Genomic DNA, 23,414 nt, shown 5'->3' with positions numbered 1-23,414 from the left:
CATGGCAGATAGCCCATTCAAACTTTTCGAGCCGTACAGCTCCTCGGACAAGGATATTTTTTTCGGGAGAGACCCGGAAATTTTCGCGCTTTACAACCTGTTGCAACAAACCCGCCTGGTACTATTCTACGGCGCCTCGGGAACGGGTAAAACGAGCATTATCAATGCCGGCCTGCCCAAAGTCTTCAAGCTGACCGACTGGTCGAGAGTTTCGGTCCGCAGGAAAGACAATATTAACGACGCTTTTCGGCAGGAGTTAAAACGCCTCTTGCAGGTAACTGAAATTTCCAGCCTCGCCACGGCCATCACCGATGTTTATGAAAACCGCTGGATTCCGGTTTACATCGTGTTCGACCAGTTCGAAGAGATTTTCACACTGGGCGACCACGAAGAACGGGTAGCGTTTTTCAAGGACATTCAGCAACTGCTCGTACTGCCGATCCCCTGCAAGCTGATCCTTTCGATACGGGAAGAATACATCGGGCATTTGTATGAATATGAGCAGTTTGTGCCGCTTCTGTTCGACAAGCGCTTTCGGGTAGAACCCATGAAAGACGATACGACCCGTTCGGTCATTGTGGATATGAGTAAATCTGCGGACGTCGAGCTGGAAGAAGGACCGGAAACAGCCCGGAAAATACTGATGCAAGTGAAAGAGGGCACGCAGGCGGCGCATTTGCCCTACCTGCAAATCTACCTGCATTACCTGTACGTGCAGGAATGCAAGACGCAGAAGTCTCCCGGGATTACCTTCACCGAGCATGGCATTAACGCGGTCGGAAGGTTGGGTAATGTGTTGAAGACCTTTATCGAATCCATGCTGGAAAAAGCGCGGGAGGAGTTCGTGACCATGCGTCTGCCGGACGATTTCGCGTCGCGCCTGCTGGACGAATTTGCCACCGATGAAGGAACCAAACAATCGCGAAAGGTGGATGAGCTGATGGTAAGCCTCGAAACCGGCGAACAGGATATCAAAAAAGCGCTCACCTATTTTTCAAACCTGAATTTGCTCCGCGCCGACGAAGACGACGTGAGCCGCTACGAGCCGGTACATGATGTGGTGGCCAAACAAATCAGCGAACTGAGATCGGTGGAAAGCAGGGAATTCAAGGCTTTTGTGAGATCGTTTCAAAGCGATTACGAGCGCTGGATTGCTGAAAACAAACCCGAAACCCGGCTGCTGACAGAGACCGACATCGCGAAAGCAAACGTTTACTGTGCGCGCCTCGAAAAGATCCCCAATTACGAAAGCCATTGGAAAGAGTACCAGGAAACGAGCAACAAATACCACCAGGAAAAGCTCAGCAAGGTACAGAAGGAGGCGATCGATAAGGAGGAACAAAACCAGAAGCTGACGGAGGCGCTTTCGAATACGGAAAGAGCACGGACAATCGCATACATCATCGCATTCGTGGCGATGATGTCGAGCCTGATGGCCTGGTTTTTCTACAAGAATGCGGAATCGCAAAGGGAAATTGCTGAAAACGAAAAATTCAAATCCAAAGCGCTCCAAGAGAAGGCGGAGCGAAGCGAACAGAAAGCCATTGCCCTGGCCGACAGTGCTACAAAGTCGGAACAAAGGGCCAGGCTGGCATTGCAGGATAAAAATACTGCATTAACCGCCCTTGCCGCGAGCAACAAGAATACCAAAGTCCAAAAGAACCGGGCCGAAGCCGCACTCACCAAAAGCCAGGCCGAACTGGGCAAAAGAGTGGCCGCCGAAAAACAACGGGATAGCATTGAAGTAAAAAAATACATTTCTGCCGCGAACCGGATGCGCAACATTCAGCAGTATGACCTCGAAATGTCGATCCTCAAAAAAGGCCTCGGCAAGTTTCCGGACGATCCCGAATTGCTGGAAAGTTTAAAGTCATTGGAAGCACAAATTAAATCCGTTCAACCATGAAAAAAATCTGCGTGTTATGGATTTTGCTCGTGGGAACTTATGCCCACGGCCAGAAAGCAAAAAAAATTGCGGCCCCGGAACCCGATCGTTCCTGTGAAAACCTGCTGGTGTCTGCCAAAAAATCGCTCGAAAAAAATGAGCTTACCCAGGCACGCGATTATTGCGAAGCCGGTTTGCTGGTTTGCGATGATCTTTCCGGCAGTTTTCAATCGGTACTTAGAAACGTGAATTCCAAAATCGATTCGCAAAAAGTAGAAATTGTAAAGGCATATGAATCGGCCCGGGTATTGGCCGAAAAAAATCAAAACCTGATCAAGGCATTCTATTTTTACAATGGCAGGTTTGCTTTGGCATTTAACAGTGGGCGCTACGGGTTTGTCAATAACGACGGCCAGGTACTGATCGATTATAAATACAGTTCCGCAATTCCTTTCGGACAGAAATACGGATATGCCATTGTAAAAAAACAGGATAATGGCCCGGAATTTCTACTGGATACGACGAGAGCGGAATTCAAGCTGACCAGAAATGTCAATTTCCTGACCGACACTTCCATCACCGCATGCATTACATCGATCCGGACCCGCAAGGAAAGGTTTGCTATTTTCGATGCGAAGCAACTAAAAATACTCTTTGTAGAAGATTCGAGAGGGGTCAATCAAACGTTATTGAGACGACTGGTTGCCGGGTTAAAAGACCTGCCGGAACTGACCACATTGGGCCTTGCCAACACGGGTATCACCACCATACCAAGAGGCATTTTTTTAGTACCACACTTATTAACCCTGGACTTGTCCAATAATAAACTGGGGTTATCAGAAGAGGTGTTTCCCAATGATTCCCTAGAAAAAAGCAATATCATTAAACTGGACCTTTCCAACAATCAACTAGACAGCATTCCCAGCCGGATTGCGAAATTGAAAAACCTTCAATACCTGAATTTGCTGGGAAACAAAATCAGCAGGGCGCATTTGGAAGAGATTAAAACCTGGCTTCCGAATCGCACCATTTTATACAAAGATTATTACGAAGAACCTCAAAAGATCCTGGCCGAAATAAAGATCGGATCGAATTTGCCTATCGACGACAAGATAAAATTATACCAAAACCTGACATCGTTGCTGGAAGGCTACCATCGCGAAGTCCCATTTGAAAACGGCATCAAAACCATGTTGTACGAGAGCAAGGCGGACCTAGCGTGGAACCGGAGCTTTAAATTAACGCGGATTCAAGCCGGTAATGCCAAACCCAGTTACGATTCTCTTGCCCGGTACCAGATAGGTCTGCGGGACAGTCTGTTGGTATTCAATGATTCCCTGCCAAACGATCCCATCATCCGGTTCCGTCTCGCGCAATGCTATGGTAACCTCGGGTTTTACAAGTTGTTCCTTGCCCAATATGAGGAAGCGGAAAGAATATGCAGGCTCGGGCTGGAAACAAGTCCTTCGCAAACCTTTATTAAATTAAACCTGGCGCACGCATTGCTTTGGCAAAATGAATACGACGAAGCGGTTATGACCTATCGGGAGTTCCTCGTCAGCGAAGCCGCGTGTAAATCGGCGTTGCAGGATTTCGAAGATTTCCGCAAGGCCGGAGTGCCCGTCCACCCCGACGTCGCAAAAATCAAGGCAATGATCGGCAGGCTTAATTTTTTTAGCAAAGGGAAGTAAAAACCCAATGCACATGTCGAGGCAAATCCACAACAGGACCATCAATATCGACGGGATCGATGTTTTCTACCGCGAGGCCGGGGACAAAAGCAATCCGTCGCTGCTGCTGCTACATGGCTTCCCGACTTCGTCGATCGCATTCAAAAACCTGATGATCGCGATGTCGGACCAATATCATCTTGTCGCCCCGGACTATCCGGGTTTTGGTTTCAGCGAATTTCCCGTACCGGATCATTTTGCATATACATTCGGGAATATATCGAAGCTGATAAACCAATTCACCGAAGCCATCCATCTCAACCGGTATTTTATTTACCTCCACGATTACGGTGCTCCGATCGGGCTTCAATTATGCATTAACCACCCCGGGAAAATTGCAGGAATTATCGTTCAAAGCGGCAATGCACATCGTGAAGGTATGGGCCCTGAATGGGATGAATATATTCAATACTGGTACAATCCGACCGCCGAAAAGAAGCGGGAATTAATCAAATTCCTGAGCGCGGAAGGCATTAAAAACCAATATTTCGGAGGGCTTCCCGAAGAGGTATTAACCAGGGTAAGCCCGGAATTGTGGATGCTGGATTGGGAGTTTTTAAAGAGGCCGGGCAATATTGAAAAGCAGTTTGAATTAAACTGCGATTTTAGAACACACCTGGAAATGTTCCCTGCATACCAGGAATATTTCCGCAAATACCAGCCGCCGGCCCTTGTCATTTGGGGGAAATACGAGATATTCTTTTCGGTGGAAGAAGTACCCTGTTACCGCCGCGATTTGCCCGACGCCCAAATCCACATTTTAGACGGGGGGCACGATGTGCTGGACACACATTTTGATGAGGTGTTGCAGTTGATAAGAGATTTTGTTACCGCTTAATAAGCAATTGACTACAAACAATATGAAGTAGTTACAGGTTGGATCTTTGTCTGATTTGATCATATGTTTTGATCAATCCGAACATACCATTACCAATCCAACCTGTCAGTCAACCATGTCCTACTTCAACTATCCCGAGCGCGGCGTTTATCACCTGCCCAAGAAAAACATTTTAGTTCTCAGCTGCATTGACCTGCGGTTAACGGACAATTTGCTGGAATTCCTTCATTTCGACAATCTTACTAACCGCTACGACCATTTTGCGTTGGCCGGAACGTCGTTGATGACCCAGGCCGAAAATCCCAAGCTAACAAAGTTGATCGATCACAAAAAACTCAAAGCGGGAATAAAAAGTTACAAAAACTGGAATGAAGTGTGGCAAGATCACGTGAGGATTGCGATTGCCCTGCATGACATTAAGGATGTCTATATCATTGAACACGAGGACTGTGGCGCTTACCAAAACTTCCTGACCGAGGAAGCGCTTTCTGTTGGCGAGCATGCCTGTCACGTCAAATTCTCGATAGCGCTGGCAGAAGAAATCCATCAATTTAAAGTAGATAAGGATACCACCGTGACCCTGAATGTCCACTGCTTTCTTTTGGATTTGCGCGGTAATGTAGAACACCTTTATTCGATACCATAATAAAAAGTTTCCTCAACTACCCATCCCAATCGGGACAAAAAACAGCACTTGCAATTCCCTGCGGTGCTGTTTTTCATTAAGGAAACTGGCGCATTTGTTTTTTGATTCGCGCCGATAACGATGAGCTTGCCTAATGCCGGGCAAATTATTTTTCCTGATTTTAACTTTGGTGAAAATTTTCCGGAAAACGTCCACGCAACTTTGGAGTGACAAAACCAAACAAAATCTAACCTTATGTCATCTCCATCGTTTTCAAATGCAGTAACCGACAGCCATGCGGTTACCACCGCGAGATCACTCCGCAACCTCTATTTCGTTCGCGCCGCCTTTTCGGTTTGCTGGGTAATCCTTACCGTGCTGTTTGCCCAAAAATCGGCAGGCATTACCACCGTCCTGCTGGTAATTTACCCGGCCTGGGACGTCGTAGGCACGTTAATCGACATCCGCGCCAATCGCGGCGGCGCTTCCAAAGTACCTCAGTATGTCAATGTGGTGATCAGCATTGTTACAGCCATTGCCGTGGGCATTGCATTGCAGCGGGGTATTCCCGAAACGCTGGTGGTCTTCGGGATCTGGGCGATTCTTACCGGGTTGATCCAGCTCATCCTCGGGATACGGCGCAGACAATTGCTCGGCGGGCAGTGGCCGATGATCATCAGCGGAGGCCAGTCCATCATCGGCGGAGGTTCGTTTATCGCACTGGCGCATGATCCTACGATGGGTATCAGCAGTCTGGCCGGTTATGCTGCTTTCGGGGCGTTTTATTACCTGGTTTCGGCATTCCGATTGTCCAAAACTGTCAATAGGATCGCCGCGGCATAACGAGGCGTTGGCGGTTATCCGGGTTTCAAAGGCTAACCGCCACTACTTTTTACGCGCTTCCTGATACGGCTCAGCGAAGGGTTGGTAATGCCCAGATAGGAGGAAATGTGGTACGCCGGAATGCGCTCCACGATATTGGGATGCTCTTCCAGCAACCTCAGGTAACGCTCCTCATTGGAGAAAAACATGAATTCTTCCGTACGCGTCTGCGCATAGGCGAAGAACAGTTCGGCCAGCAACCTGCCGAACCTCCCCCAGTTCGGATTGGTTTCGTACAGACCGTTGAGATCCTTGTAGGAAATGAAAACAATCTCCGAATCCTCCATGGCTTCGATGAAATACCAGCACGGATTGCGCGATATGAAGCTTCTGAATGATACAACAAATTGATTTTCCGAAAAAAAGAAAAGGTTTTTGTCCGTATCGGTCTGCGGGTCGCGGTAGTAGATCCTGAAAATCCCCTTTAACACCAGACCGAGGTCGTTGCAGACCATACTTTGCATATTAAAAAAATCGCCTTTCCTGATCGTTCGCGGTTTCCAGAATGGCTGACTTTCAGCAATATCCTTGTCTGTCAAACCAGCGAACTTTTTCAGATACGCGGCAATAATCTCGTTTTTGTCGGTCATAACCTGGCCAAAATGATTAACTAAATACAAAAGACCCCGCCGCGCTCACTTTAACAATTCGGCCACTTTGGCGAGCTCCGCCCCTTCGGCAACCGGATAATCGGGCTGAATGCCAATCACTTCCCAGCTTTCGCTCGTACCAGGCCATGTAGGCGCGCCGGTGGAAACGGAGATAAAGAGCTGCTCGTTGACCGGGTACCATGAGTTCATGAACGCGCCACCGGCCGATTTCTGCCCCACCACTTTGGCACGACGATGTTTTTGCAATGCAAACGTAAATGCCTCCGCAGCCGACGCCGTACCCGGATTGACCAAAATGAACAACGGCTTCCCGTACTTTGGTTCCAGGAGCCAGTCGACGGTCTTTTCGGTGTGGCTGCTCCCGTTTCTGGTGTTAAATTCCAGGAGGGCCGTCCGGGGCGGCAGAAAAAAACTTTCCAACACGCTGCCCACATTACTGCCCCCACCCCCATTATTGCGCAGGTCGATCACCAGCGCCCTGGTACCGGCGACCAACCGCATCGCGGCAAACAGTACCGGCAGGCTTTTGGCCGAGATATTGATTTCCGAGATTTTGATATAACCGACATTGCCTTCCAGTACTTGCACTTCACGAAAACCGAAATTACGTTCGATAGCATCCTTGCCATCGAAAAAAGGGTCATATCCTGCGTTTTGCGGAGTTGAATCAGGATGATTTTGCGATGGATTTTTCAGGTCGTTTACCGTTTTCGGGTCGTTCCTGACATACAAATGCCCATCACGGCTGAATTCCTGCAAGCTCTTCGAAATCACCGCGGCCAGGTCCTGCCAGTTTTTTACATGATTAAAACTGCCGCGTTGGTGTTCCCCACGGAGGTGCTGTGCTATTTTTTGCCCCTTTTCCGGAAAAACGTATGCGGTATCGATACTACGGGCCATATCGCCGATCGCCGCATCGATTGCTTTCGGCGACAGCTCCTGGGAAAAGGCATTTTGAAAACAGAGAATCAAGATTGCGCTCAGATAAAAACAAGCTGATTGAATGGCTGACATATCTTTGGTTGATTGGGTTTACAGGCAAAGTTCCTGTATATCCGTCACTCAAAATTGTATCAGATTAGCGCGCTATGCGGCCCGGTATTCTTTCGGTAAAAAACCTGTTACCTCTTTAAATACCTTTGTAAAATGCGCCTGGTCCGTAAATCCGGCCTCGTAGGCGATGCGTGTGAGTGTGTAAGGAGTGTTTTTAATCATCGTCAAGGTGTTTTTAACTCTCAGTTTCCGCATATAGTCACTCAGCGTGCCGCCAAAATAGCGCGAAAAATACCGGGAGATAGTCACCGGATGAACGCCCGTTTCAATGGATAATTCCTGTAAACCGACTTGCTCGTTCCAACGGTCCTGCAAGAGTTCCGAAACCTGCCGGACCCATTGGGGAGGCTGCCTGCAAACCCTGCAATGCCTGTCCATCAGCCCGATAACCGCCATTGCAATCGAATCGCCCGCTAAAAGACCGTCGTGTGAAAGATGGCAGTAGGCCCTCAGAAAGGCAAGCGCGGCAAGCGGATTGCGGTTGATCGCCTCGCCGATCTTCTCCTCCCCGACACCATATGCCGCAAAGAAATCCGGCGCAAATTCGATATTGAAGTTTCGCGAGCCTGGCATCGTCCGGCTATTTTCATGCGGCTCGCCGGCGTGGAAAAATACCGCCTCGCCAGCCTGCCGATAATGCTCCTCCCCTTGCCGCTTTTCCAGGGTCGCCCCGGCCAAAAGCACCGTCACGTGCGGGTTCGCATGAGCGTGCAACGACACATTCGGAAGGTTTTCCCGGGTATAGCAGGTCACGCTCGTCCAAATGCCATTCGCCTGGCAAGTCGCTGAGGTGTTTCCCAGGTAGGTGGCTGTCGGTAGTATCTGCATGCGGCGGCAGGGATTCAAGTAATATTCAAGATAGCAAAAAATTAGCGCTCAACGCTTGTAAAACGGGGGAATACACTTACGAATTTACGTATAACTACCTGATTATTAAATATTTAATATTTTATTTTCATTTACCGATTAATAACATTCACTTGCTTTTTGCAGCGGGTATCGCGTCGTTTGACCCGGATTTTGTGAGTTCCTCCCCGCTTCATTGAAGATTTCTTACTTGTTTCAGCGCGTCAGTTTTGGACGTGCATTGGAGATTCTACCAACTTAAACAGTGAAAGGAGCCAGGTTATGCCGACAGAAAGCCAATCCAGACTTATTGCAGTCAAGTATCCTTGTCCCGTCCGCCGTGTTACCATTCAATGGACCGGTCAGGAATGGAAGATCGTCAAACAGTTTCGCGTTCCCAGCATGACATTACCCGCACCCGACCCGTTGCCTTCCGGAGAAAAGAGCATCGGTTTCTGGATCGAGGTCGCCGACGGAAACGGTGGCATTTATCAGCGCGAAGTAATGCCGGACCCGTTGCTGGGTATGGAGCAATTTGGAAAAGACGGCGAGATGACCCGCTTAAACCATCCGCCGCATGATGTTACCCTCGAAATTCTGGTGCCGGACGTGACAGGCATATCCGAATTACACCTCGTTTCCAACACAAAAGCACAGTCAGGAGCCACAAGCGGCCTGAAACGGACTGTATTGAAACTGCCCAAAGAAATGGGCGGCGACACCCCCGACCAGCCCGGCGGCGGACACCACCACTAGGTGTACCAACACCCCGCGTTCCATTCTTTCTTTCTTTCCATCCATTTCAAACACCGATCACTATGGCTGCATCAGATGGAGAAATTTTCGGACTGACCAAAATATTGGACAACGGTCCGGATAACCAGAGATTTAATATCGTCATCGTCGCCGAAGGCTTCCAGGGCGCGAATGCCGCCGCCCAGACCGACTTCAATGACCGCTGCCAGGAAATCGTCGATGCATTCCGCGACGAGCCCTGGTTTAGTGAAGGTTTGCTCGCTGCGATCAACATACACCGCCTGAATGTCCGTTCGGACGATGCGGGCGCCGATAATCCCGCCACCTGCCCCGACATGTCGACGGCCACGGCAGTGACGGCAGCTACCTATTTCGACGCTACCTATTGTTCATCGGGTATCCGGCGATGCCTGGCCTGCGACTGGACGCTCGTCCGCAACACCCTGAATGCCCAGCTCCCGCAATGGCATGCCGCCGCGGTGCTCGTCAACAGTCCCGAGCGGGGCGGTTGCGCCAGCGGAAATGTTTTCGCCACCGCCCTCAGTGCCGACTGGCTCGACGTTGTCATGCACGAGCTCGGCCACGCGGCCTTCCGCCTCGCCGACGAATACAGTACCTGGCAGGGCTGTTCAAGCGGCGAAACCGACCGCGACAATGCCCCTGCCGGAGAACCGGCCGATCCTAACATTACGGCCCATTCCAGCCTTGCCGGGCTGAAATGGGCACACCTGGTCGGTCCGCTCACCCCGGTACCCACCATGCAGAACCCCGACTGCTCCGCCTGCGACACGCGTGCGAATGTGCGCCCCGACGACCATGAAATTGGGCTGTACGAGGGGGCCGGCTACTACCATTGCGGCTATTTCCGGCCGGCATACACTTGCAAAATGCGTAGTTCATTCCAGCCATTTTGCCGCGTCTGCGTAGAAGCCATACAAAATCGCCTGCGCCCGTTTTTTACCACGCCCGCACTGGCGGCGTCGGTATCCGCACTGGATTTCGGCAGCGTAGGAGCCGGATCGACGCTCACACTTACTTTCGACCTGAGCAATGTAGGTAGCGTAGCCGTCACCGGTGTTTCATTGACCAGCGATAGCCCCAATTTTTCCGTTGCGCCAAACTCCTTCGCGAGCATGTCCGCCGGACAAACGCAATCGATATCGGTCACATTCGGCCCCGCATTCACCAACGGTGCCCGCACAGGTACGGTCCTCATTACGAGCAATGCGCCGACGCTGAGCATCGAACTGGATGCATTTGTTTGTACGCCAGCCGCGGATATGGACATTCAGACCGCCGACGGATCGACAACGCTCAATTTCGGGGATGTAGGCCGGCGCCTGACGATGTACCGATGGTTCGAGGTCCGCAACCTGCAACGCCCGTGCGCGTCGCAATTGCGGGTAACACTCGGCAGCCCGCCTGCCGGTTTCGAGTATGCGCCGGGTACAAACCTGAACTTTACCCTCGCTGCGCCGACGCCCACCCAGTCCTTCACATCCCGCCGGGTATATGTGGCATTTCCGTCCCCGCCAACAGGCGGACCCGATTTCAACGGCAGCCTCACCATCACTACCCCCGACGATTCCGTCACACCATCCGTCACCCTGAACCTCGTCGCCCGTTCAGTCGACCCGCCGCCGGTGGATTCGGTATTGGTCATCGACCGTTCGGGTAGCATGAGCGAACCTACGGGCGTCCCGGGCGCATCCAAAATGGACCTTGCCATCCAGGCGGCCAATTTGTACATCGCTTTGCTGAAAGACAATGACCGGATCGGTGTGGTCCGTTTCAACCATTCTGCCAACAACCCCGGTGATGTACTGCAAACGCTGGTAGTCGCCGGCGATCCGGAAACCGGTGCGGGCAGGGCATCTGCCCGTGGCGTGCTAACAAGCGCCAACCTCAGCCCGTCCGGTAATACTTCCATCGGAGGAGGCACAATCCTGGGTAGTACCGTCCTCGACGCCGCCGTGGCGAATGCGCGGGCAGTGGTCGTGCTGACGGATGGCATTCAGAATACCAACCCCGATATCCCTGCTGCCAGCACCGCTGTCTCGGCAAAAACACCCCGGCAGCGGGTATTTGCAGTAGGTTTGGGATTAAATCAGTTGGAAGACAGGTTGATTCAGCTGGCTTCGGTCAACAACGGTGTTGCGCAAATCACCGGCGAGCTGGCCGGCGACCGGGAGTTCTTGCTGCAAAAGCTATATGTCCAGATCCTGAGCGATGTGGCCGACGAGGCCTTTGTACAGGACCCTACCAATATACTTTTCCCCGGTACCGAGCAGGCCACCGATATTTACATCGGCGAGGTGGATGTGGCCGTGGATTTTATCATCGTATATCGTAAGGCTCCTGCCTACCCGATCATCGACCTCTGGCTGGAAGCGCCTGACGGGACCACCATCCGCCCCGGCGACGCAGGGACTACATTCCCCAACTTCATGTTTGTGACGGGCGACGGTCATGTGTACTTCAGATGCCAGTTCCCAGCCTTCCCCGACCGCCCGCAGGCGCATATCGGCCGGTGGCGACTGTGGTTGGCCAGCCGCAAGGGCAGGCCCGCGCTCACACACGGGTACTCCCAGGGAAGCAATGTGAACTTCTACTATTCCGTGATGGCCAAAGCGCGGAGCGACTTGCGTCTCAATGGTTTTATTTCGCAAAGTTCCTACGACCCCGGCTCGCCGATGCTCCTGGTGCTCGAACCGACTTTGTATGGCCAGCCCGTCAAGCTCGATGCCCCGGTGGAAGCCCGCTTCACCCGGCCGGATGGCGTGATCCGCATCATTACCCTGACCGAAACCTCTTACGGACAGTACAGCGGCACCTTCGACGACACTCACCAGTTGGGGGTCTACTCCATTTCGACCGTGGTGAGGGCTACCACACCCCTGGGCGCAGTCGTTACCCGCTACCGCCTGTTCACAGGATTGATTTTCAAACGCGGACAATCAGACGGCGGCCCCAATGGCGGCGGCCACGACGGAGGAGATCCGAACGGCGGAGATCCCAATGGCGGACAAAACGATCCGGATTGCCGCAAAGCCGCCGTCGCATACAGGCAGCTTCGGGCATTGTTGCTGCGGCTGTTGGAAAAGCATCCCGAGGAGCGGGAGGAAATTACTGCGCTGCTCGAATGGTTGAAGCTTTTTATAGCTAATTGTTGTAAATCAAAACGTACCAAAGAGGATTCACGGAAGCTTCACGCAATTCTGGAAAAAGCCAGGCAACTGCTCGATGCCGACGAAGAACCCTGATGTATCAGTCCAGCCCTTACGGAACATTTGAACCGTAGGGGCTATTTTTTTGAAACTTCTACCCGGAGCAGACCGGCTGTCCCGGATGCCCCTCCAAATTGGCCAGTTTCCCATACGCACGCATGGCAAGTATTTTTTAGTTTTGATCCCGATCAACGAAATACGTACATGCAGCTACAAACCAAAAACGCAATCATTTTCGGCGCAGGCGGCTCGCTCGGAGGCGCTGTTGCACAAGCCTTTGCCGTCGCCGGCGCGAAGGTATTCTTATCCGGCATCCATTCGGCATCCGTGGAAAAAGTGGCGGCAGCAATCCGTGCGGCAGGCGGACTGGCCGAAACCCGGCAAGTGGATGCGCTCGATAAAACGGAAGTCGACGCATTTGTAGCCTGGGTAGCCGACCAGGCCGGCTCCGTCGACATTGCATTCAATGCGATCGGCCTCGAAGATGTTCAGGACATTCCGCTCACAGACATGGATGTAGAGGATTTCACAAGACCGATCTTGAGGGCAATGCGAAGCCAGTTTCTCACCGGTACGGCGGCAGGTCGCGTCATGAGCAAGCAGGGAAAAGGGGTGATACTGGCCCTTACCGCCACGCCCGGCGGCATTGGTTACCCCGGCACCGGCGGATTCGGGACCGCTTGCTGCGCTATCGAAAGTTTCACCAGAAACCTGGCCTCCGAATTAGGCCGCTTCGGCGTTCGGGTGGTTTGCATCCGATCGGGAGGCTCTCCGGATTCGCAGGTATTTATCGACGCCTTCGCCCACGTCGGCCACGAAATCGCCACTCAGATCATCGGAGGGCTGGCAAAGGATACGATGCTCAAAAAACTACCCAAAATGCAGGATATCGCCCACGTAGCCGTCTTCGCCGCCTCCGACCAGGCCGCCCTCATTACCGGCACCACGATTGACGTAACCGGTGGCACGACGTCGGCATTGAATTACAAGACCAGTGAGGATGGGCCTTTTATTCCACCGTTTCAGGAGCGCGGGACGTGATGGCCCGCAGGATGCAAAAAATCATTTTCACACTTTTCCTATGTGATGATTCTATTGAATGGATTGCGGTTTAGCTTTGCGCTCCTATAAAATACCGTAATCTGATGGCTACCATTATCGACCTTTCCAAGACCATTTCATACGACAAAAAAGATCCTTGGTTTATGCGCATCAAGGTTAAACATAAACCACACAAAAACAGCAACCTGCTCATCCGATTTTTCATTGGACTGCCCCATAAATTATTTCCTTCCCGGTTTGAGGGGTGGGCCGACGACAAAATTGTCGGTATGGGCGTGCATGCCACAACGCACATCGATGCTCCCTGGCATTATAGTCCGGTTGTCAACGGCCAGAAAGCGAAAACCATCGACGAAGTTCCGCTGGAATGGTTGTATGGTAATGGAATCGTGCTCGATATGCGTTTCAAACAGGATTTCGAAGAGATCACCGTGCAGGACATCGAGAACGACCTGAAAAAATCGGGTGCCCACATCACACCGGGTGATATTGTGCTTATATGGACCGGGCGTGACCAGCTCACAGGTGACGATTACGTAAACCGTGGAACGGGTATGAGCCGGGCCGCCACGGAATGGCTTATCGACCGTGGCGTAAAAGTGATGGGCATCGATCAATGGGGCTTTGACCTGCCGCTGCGTTACATGGCCAAAAAGGCCAGGGAAACACAGGACAACGCACTGTTCTGGCAGGCGCACCTGGTCGGCCAGCAGCGCGAATACCTGCATATGGAGCAACTGACCAACCTGGGCGCGTTGCCTGCATTTGGTTTCAAAGTAGCCGTATTCCCGTTGAAGATCAAAGGTGCGTCGGCCGCCCCGGCGCGGGTAGTTGCGATATTGGAGGGTTAGCGTGCCTTGGTAATCGCCAACTCCTGCGAACCACCCCGGCGCGAGCGATTGAGTGCGGCAGCTTCAAGGGCCCGATCATGATTTCCATTCCATCTTCTTAATTTCTAAGTACGAAAATGAGCCTGAGTTTTACTTAATTTGTAATTTATCTAAATAAAATTAATCCTCAGGCCCAGTTTTATGATTCCTCCATTACGAAATGTAAATTATTGCCGATCCGCCCGGGTGGTTCGGCCTGCACTTCGCTTTCAACCCATTTTTGTATCCCTCTTCTTTGCTATTTTCTGTTCCGTTTCGATGTCGGCCATCGCGCAATCGCGCCAGCAGGGACTGATCCGCGGCGTCGTAACAACCATAGACGGTTCGCCTGCACAGGGGATCTCCGTCAAACTCAAAAACAACGCCAAGGGTACCGTCGCGAACACCCAGGGAGGCTTCGAATTTAAAAACCTCGCATTCGGGACTTATACGATAGAATGCTCGATGGTTGGGTATGAGACCGCTACCGCCGACGCTACGGTTTCCGAAGAGAAACCCGTCGCCGACGTCTCCGTCCAGCTCGATTTTTCTTCCAACAAGCTCGACGAAGTGATCATCAGCAGCGGCGGGAACCGGTTTGCGAAAAAAGAGAGCGACGACGTTTCGAAAATGCCCATTGCCAACATGGAAAACCCGCAGGTATACACGGTGGTAAGCAAGGAGCTCATGAAGGAACAGGTTGTGACCGACTACAACAGCGCATTCAAAAACGTGCCGGGCGCGGGTATCGCCGAAATACGGAACCAGGGAAGAACTACCTCTATTTCAAGAGGTTTCGCAACGCCACAGCTCGTCCGGAACGGGATTGGAAGCTTTACTTATTCGTCCATAGACCCGGCCAACCTGGAACGGATCGAGGTGATCAAAGGCCCGTCCGCCACCTTGTTCGGAAGCACATTGTCGTCATTTGGCGGTTTGTTCAACCGTGTTACCAAAAAGCCGTTCGATACTTTCAAAGGCGAGGTTTCTTTCTCGGCCGGGAGCTGGGACCTGAACCGCCTCACAGCGGACATCAATACCCCGCTGAACGACGATAAATCAGCTTTGCTTCGGATCAATACGGCTTTGCACAGCGAAAGGAGCTTCCAGGACGCGGGTTTTAACAGGAGCTTCCTGATCGCGCCCAGCTTTTCCTACGCGGTAAACGATCGCCTTACCTTGCTGCTGGATGTAGAATACAGCGGTTATAAAGCGGTGTCGCCCATGCGCGTCGCGCCGGCCACAAAAGGCAAAGCCAAAAGCGTTACTGAACTGGGCATGCCTTACAAATTGTCTTTCGCCAATAATACAATCAACTATTCAGGTCAGCAATACAACATTTTCGGGCAGATTAAATACAAGCTGTCCCCGCAATGGACTTCCCAAACGATCGTTTCCCGGACAAGGTCGTCGGCGGACGGTTATGTAGTAGGGCTCACGATACTAACCGATTCCACATTGCGCCAAACGGTTACCAACCAGGATTACCCCTATTACGGGACCGATTTCCAGCAGAACTTCATCGGCGACTTCCATATCGGCTCTTTGAGAAACCGCGTCGTAGCCGGCGTGGACGTTTACAGCCTGCGTGCGACGCGGAACGATGCATCCGTCAATATGCCTGCCATTAATTTCAGAAAGCCCGGCAATGCATATAACAATTTCAACCTGACCAAGGTCGCGCCAATGTTCGAGACGGCGACTTTCACCAATTTCACGGCCATCAATGAAAGGACTTACAGCGCCTACGTTTCGGACGTACTGAATGTGACCGACCGCCTTTTGGCCATGGCCAGCCTGCGTATCGACCGCTATTCCAATCTGGGCACCTATTTCCCAAGCGCGGATTCGACCGCCGGGGCATTCAAGCAAACGGCACTTTCGCCCAAATTCGGGGTCGTTTACCAGGTTGTGAAAGGCAAAGTATCGTTGTTTGGTAACTACATGAACGGGTTCAGCAACGTCAGCGGCTCCGATTTCTTCGGGAATACGTTCAAACCCAACCAGGCCAACCAATGGGAAGCCGGTGTGAAACTGGATTACAGTTTCGTGACGGCGACATTGAGCTATTATGACATCTCCGTGACCAACGTCACCCGCGACGATCCGGAACACGTCAATTTCTCGATCCAGGATGGCACCCAGGTGAGTAAAGGCTTTGAAGCAGAAGTAATTGCAAATCCTTTGCCGGGCCTGAACATCGTGGCCGGGTACACCTACAACGACAGCAAGTATACCAAAAGCAACGAGAATGTGCAGGGCTACCGCCCCACTACCGCAGGCCCTCCCCGCATGGCTAACCTGTGGATCAGCTACCGCCTTATCAATGGCGCCGCGAAAGGATTGGGCATCGGTTTCGGGGGTATTTACGGCAGCGAGTCGTTCCAGAGCAATACCAAAACATTTACATTCACTGTTCCTTCCTATACGGTACTGGACGCCTCGGTTTTCTACGATAAACCCCGGTACAGGCTCGGCGTGAAGGCGGATAACCTGACCAATGAAAAATACTGGTCGTACCGTCTCGCGGCGCAAAACCCGCTGAGGATTACGGGTAATATTACCTTTAAGTTTTAAGTCAGAGAATTACTTCGAGTTGACAAATGGGTGCCCGGCGGGCACCCATTTGTCGTTTTTAATGATCTCGCTATTCCAAACCCGGCAATGCTGGAAGCGGGGTCTTTAATATTTCGAAATACTTGATAATCAAGCACATTAAGACTAACTTAGAAGTATTGTCATCAGTTAAACCCCCTCAGTTCTATGAAAGCTCTATTTACAGGAATCGTGCTCCTATTGGGGAGCGTCGCCACCGTGTCAGCCCAGGATTATTACCTGCCGGTATCTTCTACTTCCAAAGCGGCGGTCGCGTCGCTGCACCGCGCTTCGGAGTTGTATTCCAATATCCATTTCAAGGAAGGTAAAGTAGAGCTCGACAAAGCACTGGCCGAAGACCCCAATTTCTTCATGGCCCACGTATATGCCGTGCAGTATGCGCCGAAAGCTGACAGACCGGAGCTGATCGACAAGGCACTGGCCATTGATGCAACGAACTTCAATGAGGCTGAGAAGATAATGCGGGAATGGATCGGTAAATGGAAAGCGGACTCGACAGCAAAAGCCGGAGAAAGTATGAACGCATTGATAGCGGCCTATCCCAAAACGCCTCAGGCGCTGGAATGGGCCTCCCTGCACGCTTTTTACACCGACAAAAACCTGGACGGAGCATTGGACTATGCCCAAAAGCTGGCTGTAATCAGCCCGGAATATGCGCCCAATTACAATATTCTGGGTTACCTGTATATGGAAAAAAAGGAAACGGAGAAAGCGAAGGCAGCTTTCGAGCAATACATCAAACTGGCACCGAAGGAAGCCAATGCCTACGACAGCATGGGCGAGTTCTATCTGATCAATAAGGACTATGCCAAATCGGCGGAACTTTACGACAAGGCGGCGGCAATGGGGCTCGCGGATGCCAAAGAACGTGCAGACAAAGCCAGGGCGATGATTAAATAAAGACGATAATTTTTAAGCCCGTCGGACAACAACATCCGGCGGGCTTATGCGGATTTACGGCGGCAAAGTGTATTTTTGGGTTTTCCGCCTATGAAAAACATTCTTATCGCCGACGACCATTCATTGATCCGCTCCGGGCTCCGTATGGTGCTCGACAGGATGGCCTTCAAGACAGACATCAGCGAGGCCTGGGATGGCAGGACCGTAATGATGAAAATGAAGGAGAAGCCCTTTGACCTGATATTGCTCGATATTCAGATGCCGGCGACGGATTCGGTGGTACTAATGCATTGGATACAGAGCTTCTACCCGGATACGCGAATCCTCATTGTTTCCCAAAACCCGGAAACCACCTATGGCAAACGATATATACTATTGGGCGCCCATGGTTTTATCAGCAAAACGGCTCCGGACGAGGAATTGATCAAAGCAATTACCCAGGTGCTGAATGGTGATACTTACGTCAGCGCGGACCTGTCGCAGTCGATCGTACGCGGGGTGTTCAGCGGCGCGACGGCTAATCCTTTCGACCAGCTTTCGCAACGGGAGTTTCAGGTGGTGATTTGCCTCGCCAAAGGATATTCGATGAATGAGATCTGCGAAATGCTGCAAGTGCAGTATTCCACTGCACACACGCACAAGCGGCGCGCTTTCGAGAAGCTTAATATTGAAGAAAATAAGGAGCTCGCAGACCTAGCCGGCGCCTACGACCTGCTGAGCTAGACCGGGCGACAACCTTTCGCTGTTTTCCTTCCATTGTATTTGCAGCGTAACGGATGTGCCCGCGCCGCGCTCGCTCCGCACATTCAGCTTTGCATCGAGGCGGTTGGCAAAGTCGATGATCATCTGGTAGCCCAGCCGGCCGTTGCGTTCGATACCCGCCGCCGTAGATGCCTGTGCGATCCGGTCCTGAATTCTTTTCAGCACGGGTTCGCTCATGCCCCCGCCCGTGTCGGCGATGGTAAGCGCTACATTTCCGGCAGATTCCCCGGTTGCGGATATGGTGATTTCACACTCGCGCGAATGCTTGTTCGCATTGTCAATGATATTGCGAAGAATTACTTTTAAAAGCTCGCGGTCCGTGTGTAACGTGTAATGCGTATCCGCAGCAAATGTCAGCCTGTTGCCATTTGCGTCGAGCATTTCCCGGAAAAACAGCCGTAATTCCTGCAAGAGGTCGTCCAGCGGAAACGACGTTTTATTCACCGAGAAACCTTGCGTAAAGGAAGAGGCCCAAAGGTTAAACTCTTCCGCGAACTGGTACAACTGGTCGGCGGTGTTTTTGATCTCGCTGCTGGTCCGCTCGATACCGTTGAAATTCTCCCGCTGCACATTGTCGCGCAAATGCCCTGTAACCTTGGACAGAAAGTACAGAGGCGATTTCAGGTCATGCGCAATCGATACCGTCAGTTTTTCCATCAGCTTACTCTGGTATGCAAGCTCCTGCGTCCGTTCATTTACTTCCGCTTCGAGGCGGTTGCGCTGGCGGAGCAGGTAGCGGTACCGCATTTTGACGATGACGATAACGGATGCGACGATCAAGGCAAGTACCAGCAGGTAAAACCACCAGGTTTGATAGAAAAACGGCATCACCACCAAAGGCAACTCGGCGGTGATGTAATTAAGGGTACCAAACCCCGCTTCTTTCCTGAGCCGAAGTTTGTAGCCTCCGTGTTGCAGGGTGTTCAATACGATGCGGTTATTTTCGGGCAGCGGATACCAGCGGTCGTCCAGGCCCTCTACATTGTACTGGATATTCAGATTGTTGGGACTTCCGAAGTAGGGTGATGAGACGGTCAATTCCAGTCGTTTGAATGAAGGCGCTATTTGCAGGAGAGCTTGTCTGCTCGCCGGTGTGCCGTCCAGCATTACCTGTTCGATAAAGATTTTACTATCCGGAAGTACCGTTTTGATGCTGTCGGGATGAAACACGACCACGCCGTTCATAGACGGAAATGCAAACCGGCCGCTGGCCATTCGCAATGCGCTGGGCGAACAGCCTCCATTGAATTCCGTCGTTTTCAGGCCGCTTTCCTTTCCGTAATAATGATGATATACCTGCTTTGATTTGCCCGAAGCATAATCATAGAAATCGTTGAGGGAGCATTGGAAAAGGCCGTTGTTAGTACTCATCCAGATAAATCCTTTTCGATCTTCCACGAACGAATGAACGATCTTCAGATGGTGCGCTTCGTCTTCGGGCATTTTTGTAAAACGGCCATTACGGAAAAGGTAGTAGCCCTGGCCATAGCTCCCCATCCATACGTTCCCCAATTTGTCGCGGTACACCGTTCGCAGCTCTACGTCGTCAAACTCATGGTAAATGCGCTGCTTGCGGTTCTTTGCGTCGACCCACATACACAACCCGGTGCCGACGATCCAGAACGTCTGGTTGCCCATGGGAATAAAACTTTGCATATTCTTCCCTTCAATACCTTGTAGCGGATAAGGCTCGATTAAGTTTCCGCGCACCCGCGCAAACCTGTTTTTCCGTCGCCCGAACTGCACTTCGCCCTCCATCATCCATATCGTCCCTTTCTCGTCCTGTCCCAGACACGAAAGCACTCCGGTCAACGGGATTTTCCTGAGGACCCTGAACTGCTCATCTGCTTCCAGAAGCGTCGTTGCGCTGGAATACCAGTAATGCCGGTCGCGGTCGCGCAACAGGCTGTATCTGTTGTAACTATCCTCTACCCCCGGTACGGACGGGCTGCCGGGCAAACTACCCGTAACGGATAACACCTGGTTATCGCCATAAGGCGCCAGTGCATAGAAAGCATCTGCATTGAGGGCATTTTTACCGACCGATCCGAGTTGCTTTCTTCTCAATATATACACCCCATCCGTGTTTGAGCCGACAATCAGCAGGCCCTGCCGGGGATAATAGCGAACAGAAGTGATATAAGGAATCTGCTTTAAGGTGGCAAGGTGACGAAATTCCACCTCCCCGCCGCTAAGCATCACTTCATAGATAGCGCCGTCGATATTCAGCACCATTGCTTCATTTTGCCAGCAAAAGTATGCTGTGTTACGGTTGCGCTCCAATTTGTCCCAGGGTATGGCGATCGGAACTTTCTTGCGTGTGCGTACGCCATTGGAGTCGAGTAAAACAATTTCCCGGGCGCGACTGAAATAGCAGAGCTTGTCACCGACGCTGCCAATGGCTTGTGCCATATTGCGGTTGATGTCCAGCGAGTCGACTCTTCGCACTTTGCCGTTTGAAACGTACCCTGCAACTAAATTTTCTTTGATGATAAATCCTTTACCATTCCGGGTTTCGAAGAAACTGAACGTCAAGATATCCGAGAATCCCGTATGCATGAACTTTTCCGTGTAGCGGGTCATTGGCCCGAGGTCAAACTCGTCGAAACGCCTGAGTATCCCCCTCATTGAACCCAGCAGACCCGTTGGCGACTGCGGTTTGGAAAATCCATTTCGGTGATCGTAATAGGATATCTCAACATTATCGTCTATGCAAAAAAGGCGGCCGTCATTGCATTTACCAAGCGACAAAAAACGGTTTCGCCGAAGGCCCGAATTGCTGTTATCGAATAACCGGAAATGCTGCCCATCGTACCGGACGATACCAGCTTGCGTAGTGAACCACAAGTAACCATTGTCGTCCATCAATGCCGAATTGACGCTATTCTGGGGCAGGCCGTTCTCGCTGTTGAAATGGGTCACCGTCCACGACTCGTTTTCCTCTGCATGTAGTGTTAAAGACAACAGGAATACGGTGGAAAACCGACCAAGCAGGTACAAAATTCTCATAGGGATGCTCTGCTCCGCCATCAGGAGCGTATGGCTGACAAGCTATATCCATTTGATTACAAGTAAAAGTAAATTCTGTACGAATAATTTCCTCATGTGTAGTAAAAATTTGTACCAACAATTCGAAATAGTCCTTACAACTCTTTTCCGCAGCTGCTTCGACATTTGTGATAGCCGTTTTGGCCATCACTTAAATTCGTTAGTATGAAAAAGCATTACATCTTGGCGGGCCTGCTGATGCTCGCCGCAGCCCCCGGTTTTGCACAAGTAAAAATCGGCGCCGCAGGTGCCCCCGACGCAAGCGCCACACTGGAAGTAACAGGCGGAGCCGCTAACAACAAAGGTCTGCTCCTTCCCCGCCTGACAACCGTACAGCGCAACGCCATCGCCAACCCGGCCAAAGGACTCCTGATCTTCAACACAACGACTAACGAGGTTCAGACAAATATCGGAACGCCGGCTGCGCCGAGCTGGTCTACAACCCCTGCCGCGGGCTGGAACCTCGCCGGCAATGCAGGTACTAACCCGGCCAACAACTTTATCGGTACCACCGACAACCAGCCGTTGGTTCTCCGCACGAACAATGCGGAAGCCGCACGTGTACTGGCCAATGGCTGGGTCGGCATCGGGGTTGCTGCACCTGAGACAAAGCTGCATCTGAATAACGGTTCACTGAGAATAACTTCCGGCTCTACGCCGCTGCCAAACCATGCATTGCACATCATCAATGATGGTGGAGGTAGTTCAAATAATGACAACATCGTAATCGAGTCATATGGGGCCATTACCCGGCCATCGATCGCGTTCAAATCCAACCATGGAACATTCGCAGCACCGGAAAACAGCCAGGCAGGCGACAACGTCGGTAACGTCTTTTTCACAGCTCGCCGAAATGGCGCAGAAGCCAATGTGGGCATTATCTCGGGCGATTATCTGGGCGATGGTACCAGCGCCGCTTCCCGATTGACTTTCGTCACCAGCCAACAAACAGTTATGACGCTCGACAGTAGCGCTAACGTGGGTATTGGTTCGGTTTCTCCAAGAGCCAAATTGCAGGTAGAAGGTGGTGTGCTGGTGCGCAATGAGAAAAACGTCAGTCATTCAAACGGAACTCTTTTTACGTGGAGTACGCTACGTGGCGGGAATGGAGAAGCAGAGTTCGTTAACTACCATGGTTTAGGTACAGGCGGATTTCGTTTCTATGATCTCGCCCCCGGTACCGCTGCATTCAATACCAATAACATCGCCTTCATTGCACCCATTACCGGTGCATACACGAACGTATCCGACATGCGTGTGAAGACCAACGTGAATATCATCAACGACGGTCTGCAAAAGGTAATGGCCATGCGCCCGGTATCCTACGACTTCCACAGCGGCAGAACGATCAAAGACGGCGTCGTGAAATTCACGGAGAACGACAAGGTGGTCAAAACCATCGGGTTCCTCGCGCAGGAACTGGCGAAAGTGGTACCAGAAGCGGTAGTGATCCCGAAAGACCCGGCTAATGAACTGTACAATGTGTCCTATGCCACCGTGGTACCGGTACTCACCAAAGCTATCCAGGAACAGCAGGCAGAAATCGAGCAACTGAAAGCGGCCCTCTCCGTTTCCAAAGCCGATAATGCCGCATTGAAAGCGGATGTTTCCAAAATCTCCGCGCTTGCGGAAAGAATGCAGCGTCTCGAAGCATCGCTGAACACTTCGACTGCCGATAACACAGCCGTATCCAAATAGTCATTC

The 23,414-nt window shown here is 51.6% G+C and carries 17 protein-coding genes; 13 read left to right on the top strand and 4 right to left on the bottom strand.

What is annotated here, in order from left to right; genetic code table 11:
* Nucleotide 1: 1 nt before the first annotated feature.
* The 5 genes from BMW93_RS26995 to BMW93_RS26970 all read left to right on the top strand — a co-directional run bounded on the left by BMW93_RS26995 (nt 2) and on the right by BMW93_RS26970 (nt 5,921).
* Nucleotides 2-1,906, top strand: coding sequence for an ATP-binding protein (locus tag BMW93_RS26995; protein ID WP_090383765.1), 1,905 nt, complete (start codon nt 2-4; stop codon nt 1,904-1,906).
* On the top strand, nt 1,903-3,576 hold the full coding sequence (locus BMW93_RS26990) for a leucine-rich repeat domain-containing protein (protein ID WP_090383763.1): 1,674 nt from the start codon (nt 1,903-1,905) through the stop codon (nt 3,574-3,576). The genes BMW93_RS26995 and BMW93_RS26990 overlap by 4 nt, the downstream gene beginning before the upstream one ends.
* A gap of 13 nt (nt 3,577-3,589) precedes the next feature.
* Nucleotides 3,590-4,453 carry an alpha/beta fold hydrolase gene (locus BMW93_RS26985; RefSeq protein ID WP_177194210.1) on the top strand — a complete coding sequence of 288 codons (864 nt, stop codon included), beginning with the start codon at nt 3,590-3,592 and terminating at the stop codon, nt 4,451-4,453.
* A gap of 115 nt (nt 4,454-4,568) precedes the next feature.
* Nucleotides 4,569-5,099, top strand: a complete 531-nt coding sequence (locus BMW93_RS26980) for a hypothetical protein (RefSeq protein ID WP_090383758.1) — start codon at nt 4,569-4,571, stop codon at nt 5,097-5,099.
* Nucleotides 5,100-5,333: 234 nt separating this feature from the next.
* Nucleotides 5,334-5,921: a hypothetical protein gene (locus BMW93_RS26970; RefSeq protein WP_229240852.1), complete on the top strand. Its 588-nt coding sequence runs from the start codon at nt 5,334-5,336 to the stop codon at nt 5,919-5,921.
* Between the two features lie 32 nt (nt 5,922-5,953).
* On the opposite strand, the gene BMW93_RS26965 is transcribed toward BMW93_RS26970, so the two are convergent.
* The 3 genes from BMW93_RS26965 to BMW93_RS26955 form a co-directional block, all read right to left on the bottom strand.
* The gene (locus BMW93_RS26965; protein ID WP_090383753.1) at nt 5,954-6,550 is read right to left on the bottom strand and encodes a Crp/Fnr family transcriptional regulator; all 597 of its coding nucleotides are present in this window, start codon (nt 6,548-6,550) and stop codon (nt 5,954-5,956) included.
* Between the two features lie 45 nt (nt 6,551-6,595).
* The gene (locus tag BMW93_RS26960) at nt 6,596-7,585 is read right to left on the bottom strand and encodes a S41 family peptidase (RefSeq protein ID WP_090383752.1); all 990 of its coding nucleotides are present in this window, start codon (nt 7,583-7,585) and stop codon (nt 6,596-6,598) included.
* 72 nt (nt 7,586-7,657) lie between these two features.
* On the bottom strand, nt 7,658-8,452 hold the full coding sequence (locus BMW93_RS26955; protein ID WP_090383749.1) for an AraC family transcriptional regulator: 795 nt from the start codon (nt 8,450-8,452) through the stop codon (nt 7,658-7,660).
* Nucleotides 8,453-8,752: 300 nt separating this feature from the next.
* On the opposite strand from BMW93_RS26955, the gene BMW93_RS26950 reads away from it, so the two are divergent.
* From BMW93_RS26950 to BMW93_RS26920, 7 genes are all read left to right on the top strand, one after another.
* The gene (locus tag BMW93_RS26950) at nt 8,753-9,226 is read left to right on the top strand and encodes a hypothetical protein (protein ID WP_090383747.1); all 474 of its coding nucleotides are present in this window, start codon (nt 8,753-8,755) and stop codon (nt 9,224-9,226) included.
* Nucleotides 9,227-9,288: 62 nt separating this feature from the next.
* Nucleotides 9,289-12,489: a M64 family metallopeptidase gene (locus BMW93_RS26945; protein ID WP_090383744.1), complete on the top strand. Its 3,201-nt coding sequence runs from the start codon at nt 9,289-9,291 to the stop codon at nt 12,487-12,489.
* A gap of 168 nt (nt 12,490-12,657) precedes the next feature.
* Nucleotides 12,658-13,494, top strand: coding sequence for an SDR family NAD(P)-dependent oxidoreductase (locus BMW93_RS26940; RefSeq protein WP_090383742.1), 837 nt, complete (start codon nt 12,658-12,660; stop codon nt 13,492-13,494).
* Nucleotides 13,495-13,598: 104 nt separating this feature from the next.
* Entirely contained in the window at nt 13,599-14,366 is a 768-nt protein-coding gene (locus BMW93_RS26935) for a cyclase family protein (RefSeq protein ID WP_090383739.1), read from the top strand.
* A 297-nt stretch (nt 14,367-14,663) separates the two neighbouring features.
* On the top strand, nt 14,664-16,961 hold the full coding sequence (locus BMW93_RS26930; RefSeq protein ID WP_090383737.1) for a TonB-dependent receptor: 2,298 nt from the start codon (nt 14,664-14,666) through the stop codon (nt 16,959-16,961).
* 186 nt (nt 16,962-17,147) lie between these two features.
* Entirely contained in the window at nt 17,148-17,900 is a 753-nt protein-coding gene (locus BMW93_RS26925; protein ID WP_090383735.1) for a lipopolysaccharide assembly protein LapB, read from the top strand.
* Between the two features lie 90 nt (nt 17,901-17,990).
* The gene (locus BMW93_RS26920; RefSeq protein WP_090383732.1) at nt 17,991-18,623 is read left to right on the top strand and encodes a response regulator transcription factor; all 633 of its coding nucleotides are present in this window, start codon (nt 17,991-17,993) and stop codon (nt 18,621-18,623) included.
* Here BMW93_RS26920 and BMW93_RS26915 read toward each other — a convergent pair.
* The gene (locus BMW93_RS26915) at nt 18,594-21,626 is read right to left on the bottom strand and encodes an ATP-binding protein (RefSeq protein ID WP_177194209.1); all 3,033 of its coding nucleotides are present in this window, start codon (nt 21,624-21,626) and stop codon (nt 18,594-18,596) included. The two genes, BMW93_RS26920 and BMW93_RS26915, sit on opposite strands and share 30 nt — an antisense overlap.
* 249 nt (nt 21,627-21,875) lie before the next feature.
* Here BMW93_RS26915 and BMW93_RS26910 point away from each other — a divergent pair, with 249 nt between their 5' ends.
* On the top strand, nt 21,876-23,408 hold the full coding sequence (locus BMW93_RS26910; RefSeq protein ID WP_090383727.1) for a tail fiber domain-containing protein: 1,533 nt from the start codon (nt 21,876-21,878) through the stop codon (nt 23,406-23,408).
* Nucleotides 23,409-23,414: the final 6 nt, after the last annotated feature.

Source organism: Dyadobacter sp. SG02, from assembly GCF_900109045.1.
GTDB lineage: Bacteria > Bacteroidota > Bacteroidia > Cytophagales > Spirosomataceae > Dyadobacter.
Note: the sequence above shows the minus strand (reverse complement) of the source record. Positions and strands in the feature narration are given on the sequence as shown.

Bases quoted from the DNA above. Each gene is read 5' to 3' on its own strand.
- BMW93_RS26935 (WP_090383739.1), top strand. From the start codon at position 13,599: ATGGCTACCATTATCGACCTTTCCAAGACCATTTCATACGACAAAAAA.
- BMW93_RS26910 (WP_090383727.1), top strand. From the start codon at position 21,876: ATGAAAAAGCATTACATCTTGGCGGGCCTGCTGATGCTCGCCGCAGCC.
- BMW93_RS26945 (WP_090383744.1), top strand. From the start codon at position 9,289: ATGGCTGCATCAGATGGAGAAATTTTCGGACTGACCAAAATATTGGAC.
- BMW93_RS26970 (WP_229240852.1), top strand. From the start codon at position 5,334: ATGTCATCTCCATCGTTTTCAAATGCAGTAACCGACAGCCATGCGGTT.
- BMW93_RS26995 (WP_090383765.1), top strand. From the start codon at position 2: ATGGCAGATAGCCCATTCAAACTTTTCGAGCCGTACAGCTCCTCGGAC.
- BMW93_RS26930 (WP_090383737.1), top strand. From the start codon at position 14,664: ATGTCGGCCATCGCGCAATCGCGCCAGCAGGGACTGATCCGCGGCGTC.
- BMW93_RS26940 (WP_090383742.1), top strand. From the start codon at position 12,658: ATGCAGCTACAAACCAAAAACGCAATCATTTTCGGCGCAGGCGGCTCG.
- BMW93_RS26980 (WP_090383758.1), top strand. From the start codon at position 4,569: ATGTCCTACTTCAACTATCCCGAGCGCGGCGTTTATCACCTGCCCAAG.
- BMW93_RS26965 (WP_090383753.1), bottom strand. From the start codon at position 6,550: ATGACCGACAAAAACGAGATTATTGCCGCGTATCTGAAAAAGTTCGCT.
- BMW93_RS26925 (WP_090383735.1), top strand. From the start codon at position 17,148: ATGAAAGCTCTATTTACAGGAATCGTGCTCCTATTGGGGAGCGTCGCC.
- BMW93_RS26955 (WP_090383749.1), bottom strand. From the start codon at position 8,452: ATGCAGATACTACCGACAGCCACCTACCTGGGAAACACCTCAGCGACT.
- BMW93_RS26950 (WP_090383747.1), top strand. From the start codon at position 8,753: ATGCCGACAGAAAGCCAATCCAGACTTATTGCAGTCAAGTATCCTTGT.
- BMW93_RS26985 (WP_177194210.1), top strand. From the start codon at position 3,590: ATGTCGAGGCAAATCCACAACAGGACCATCAATATCGACGGGATCGAT.
- BMW93_RS26990 (WP_090383763.1), top strand. From the start codon at position 1,903: ATGAAAAAAATCTGCGTGTTATGGATTTTGCTCGTGGGAACTTATGCC.
- BMW93_RS26960 (WP_090383752.1), bottom strand. From the start codon at position 7,585: ATGTCAGCCATTCAATCAGCTTGTTTTTATCTGAGCGCAATCTTGATT.
- BMW93_RS26920 (WP_090383732.1), top strand. From the start codon at position 17,991: ATGAAAAACATTCTTATCGCCGACGACCATTCATTGATCCGCTCCGGG.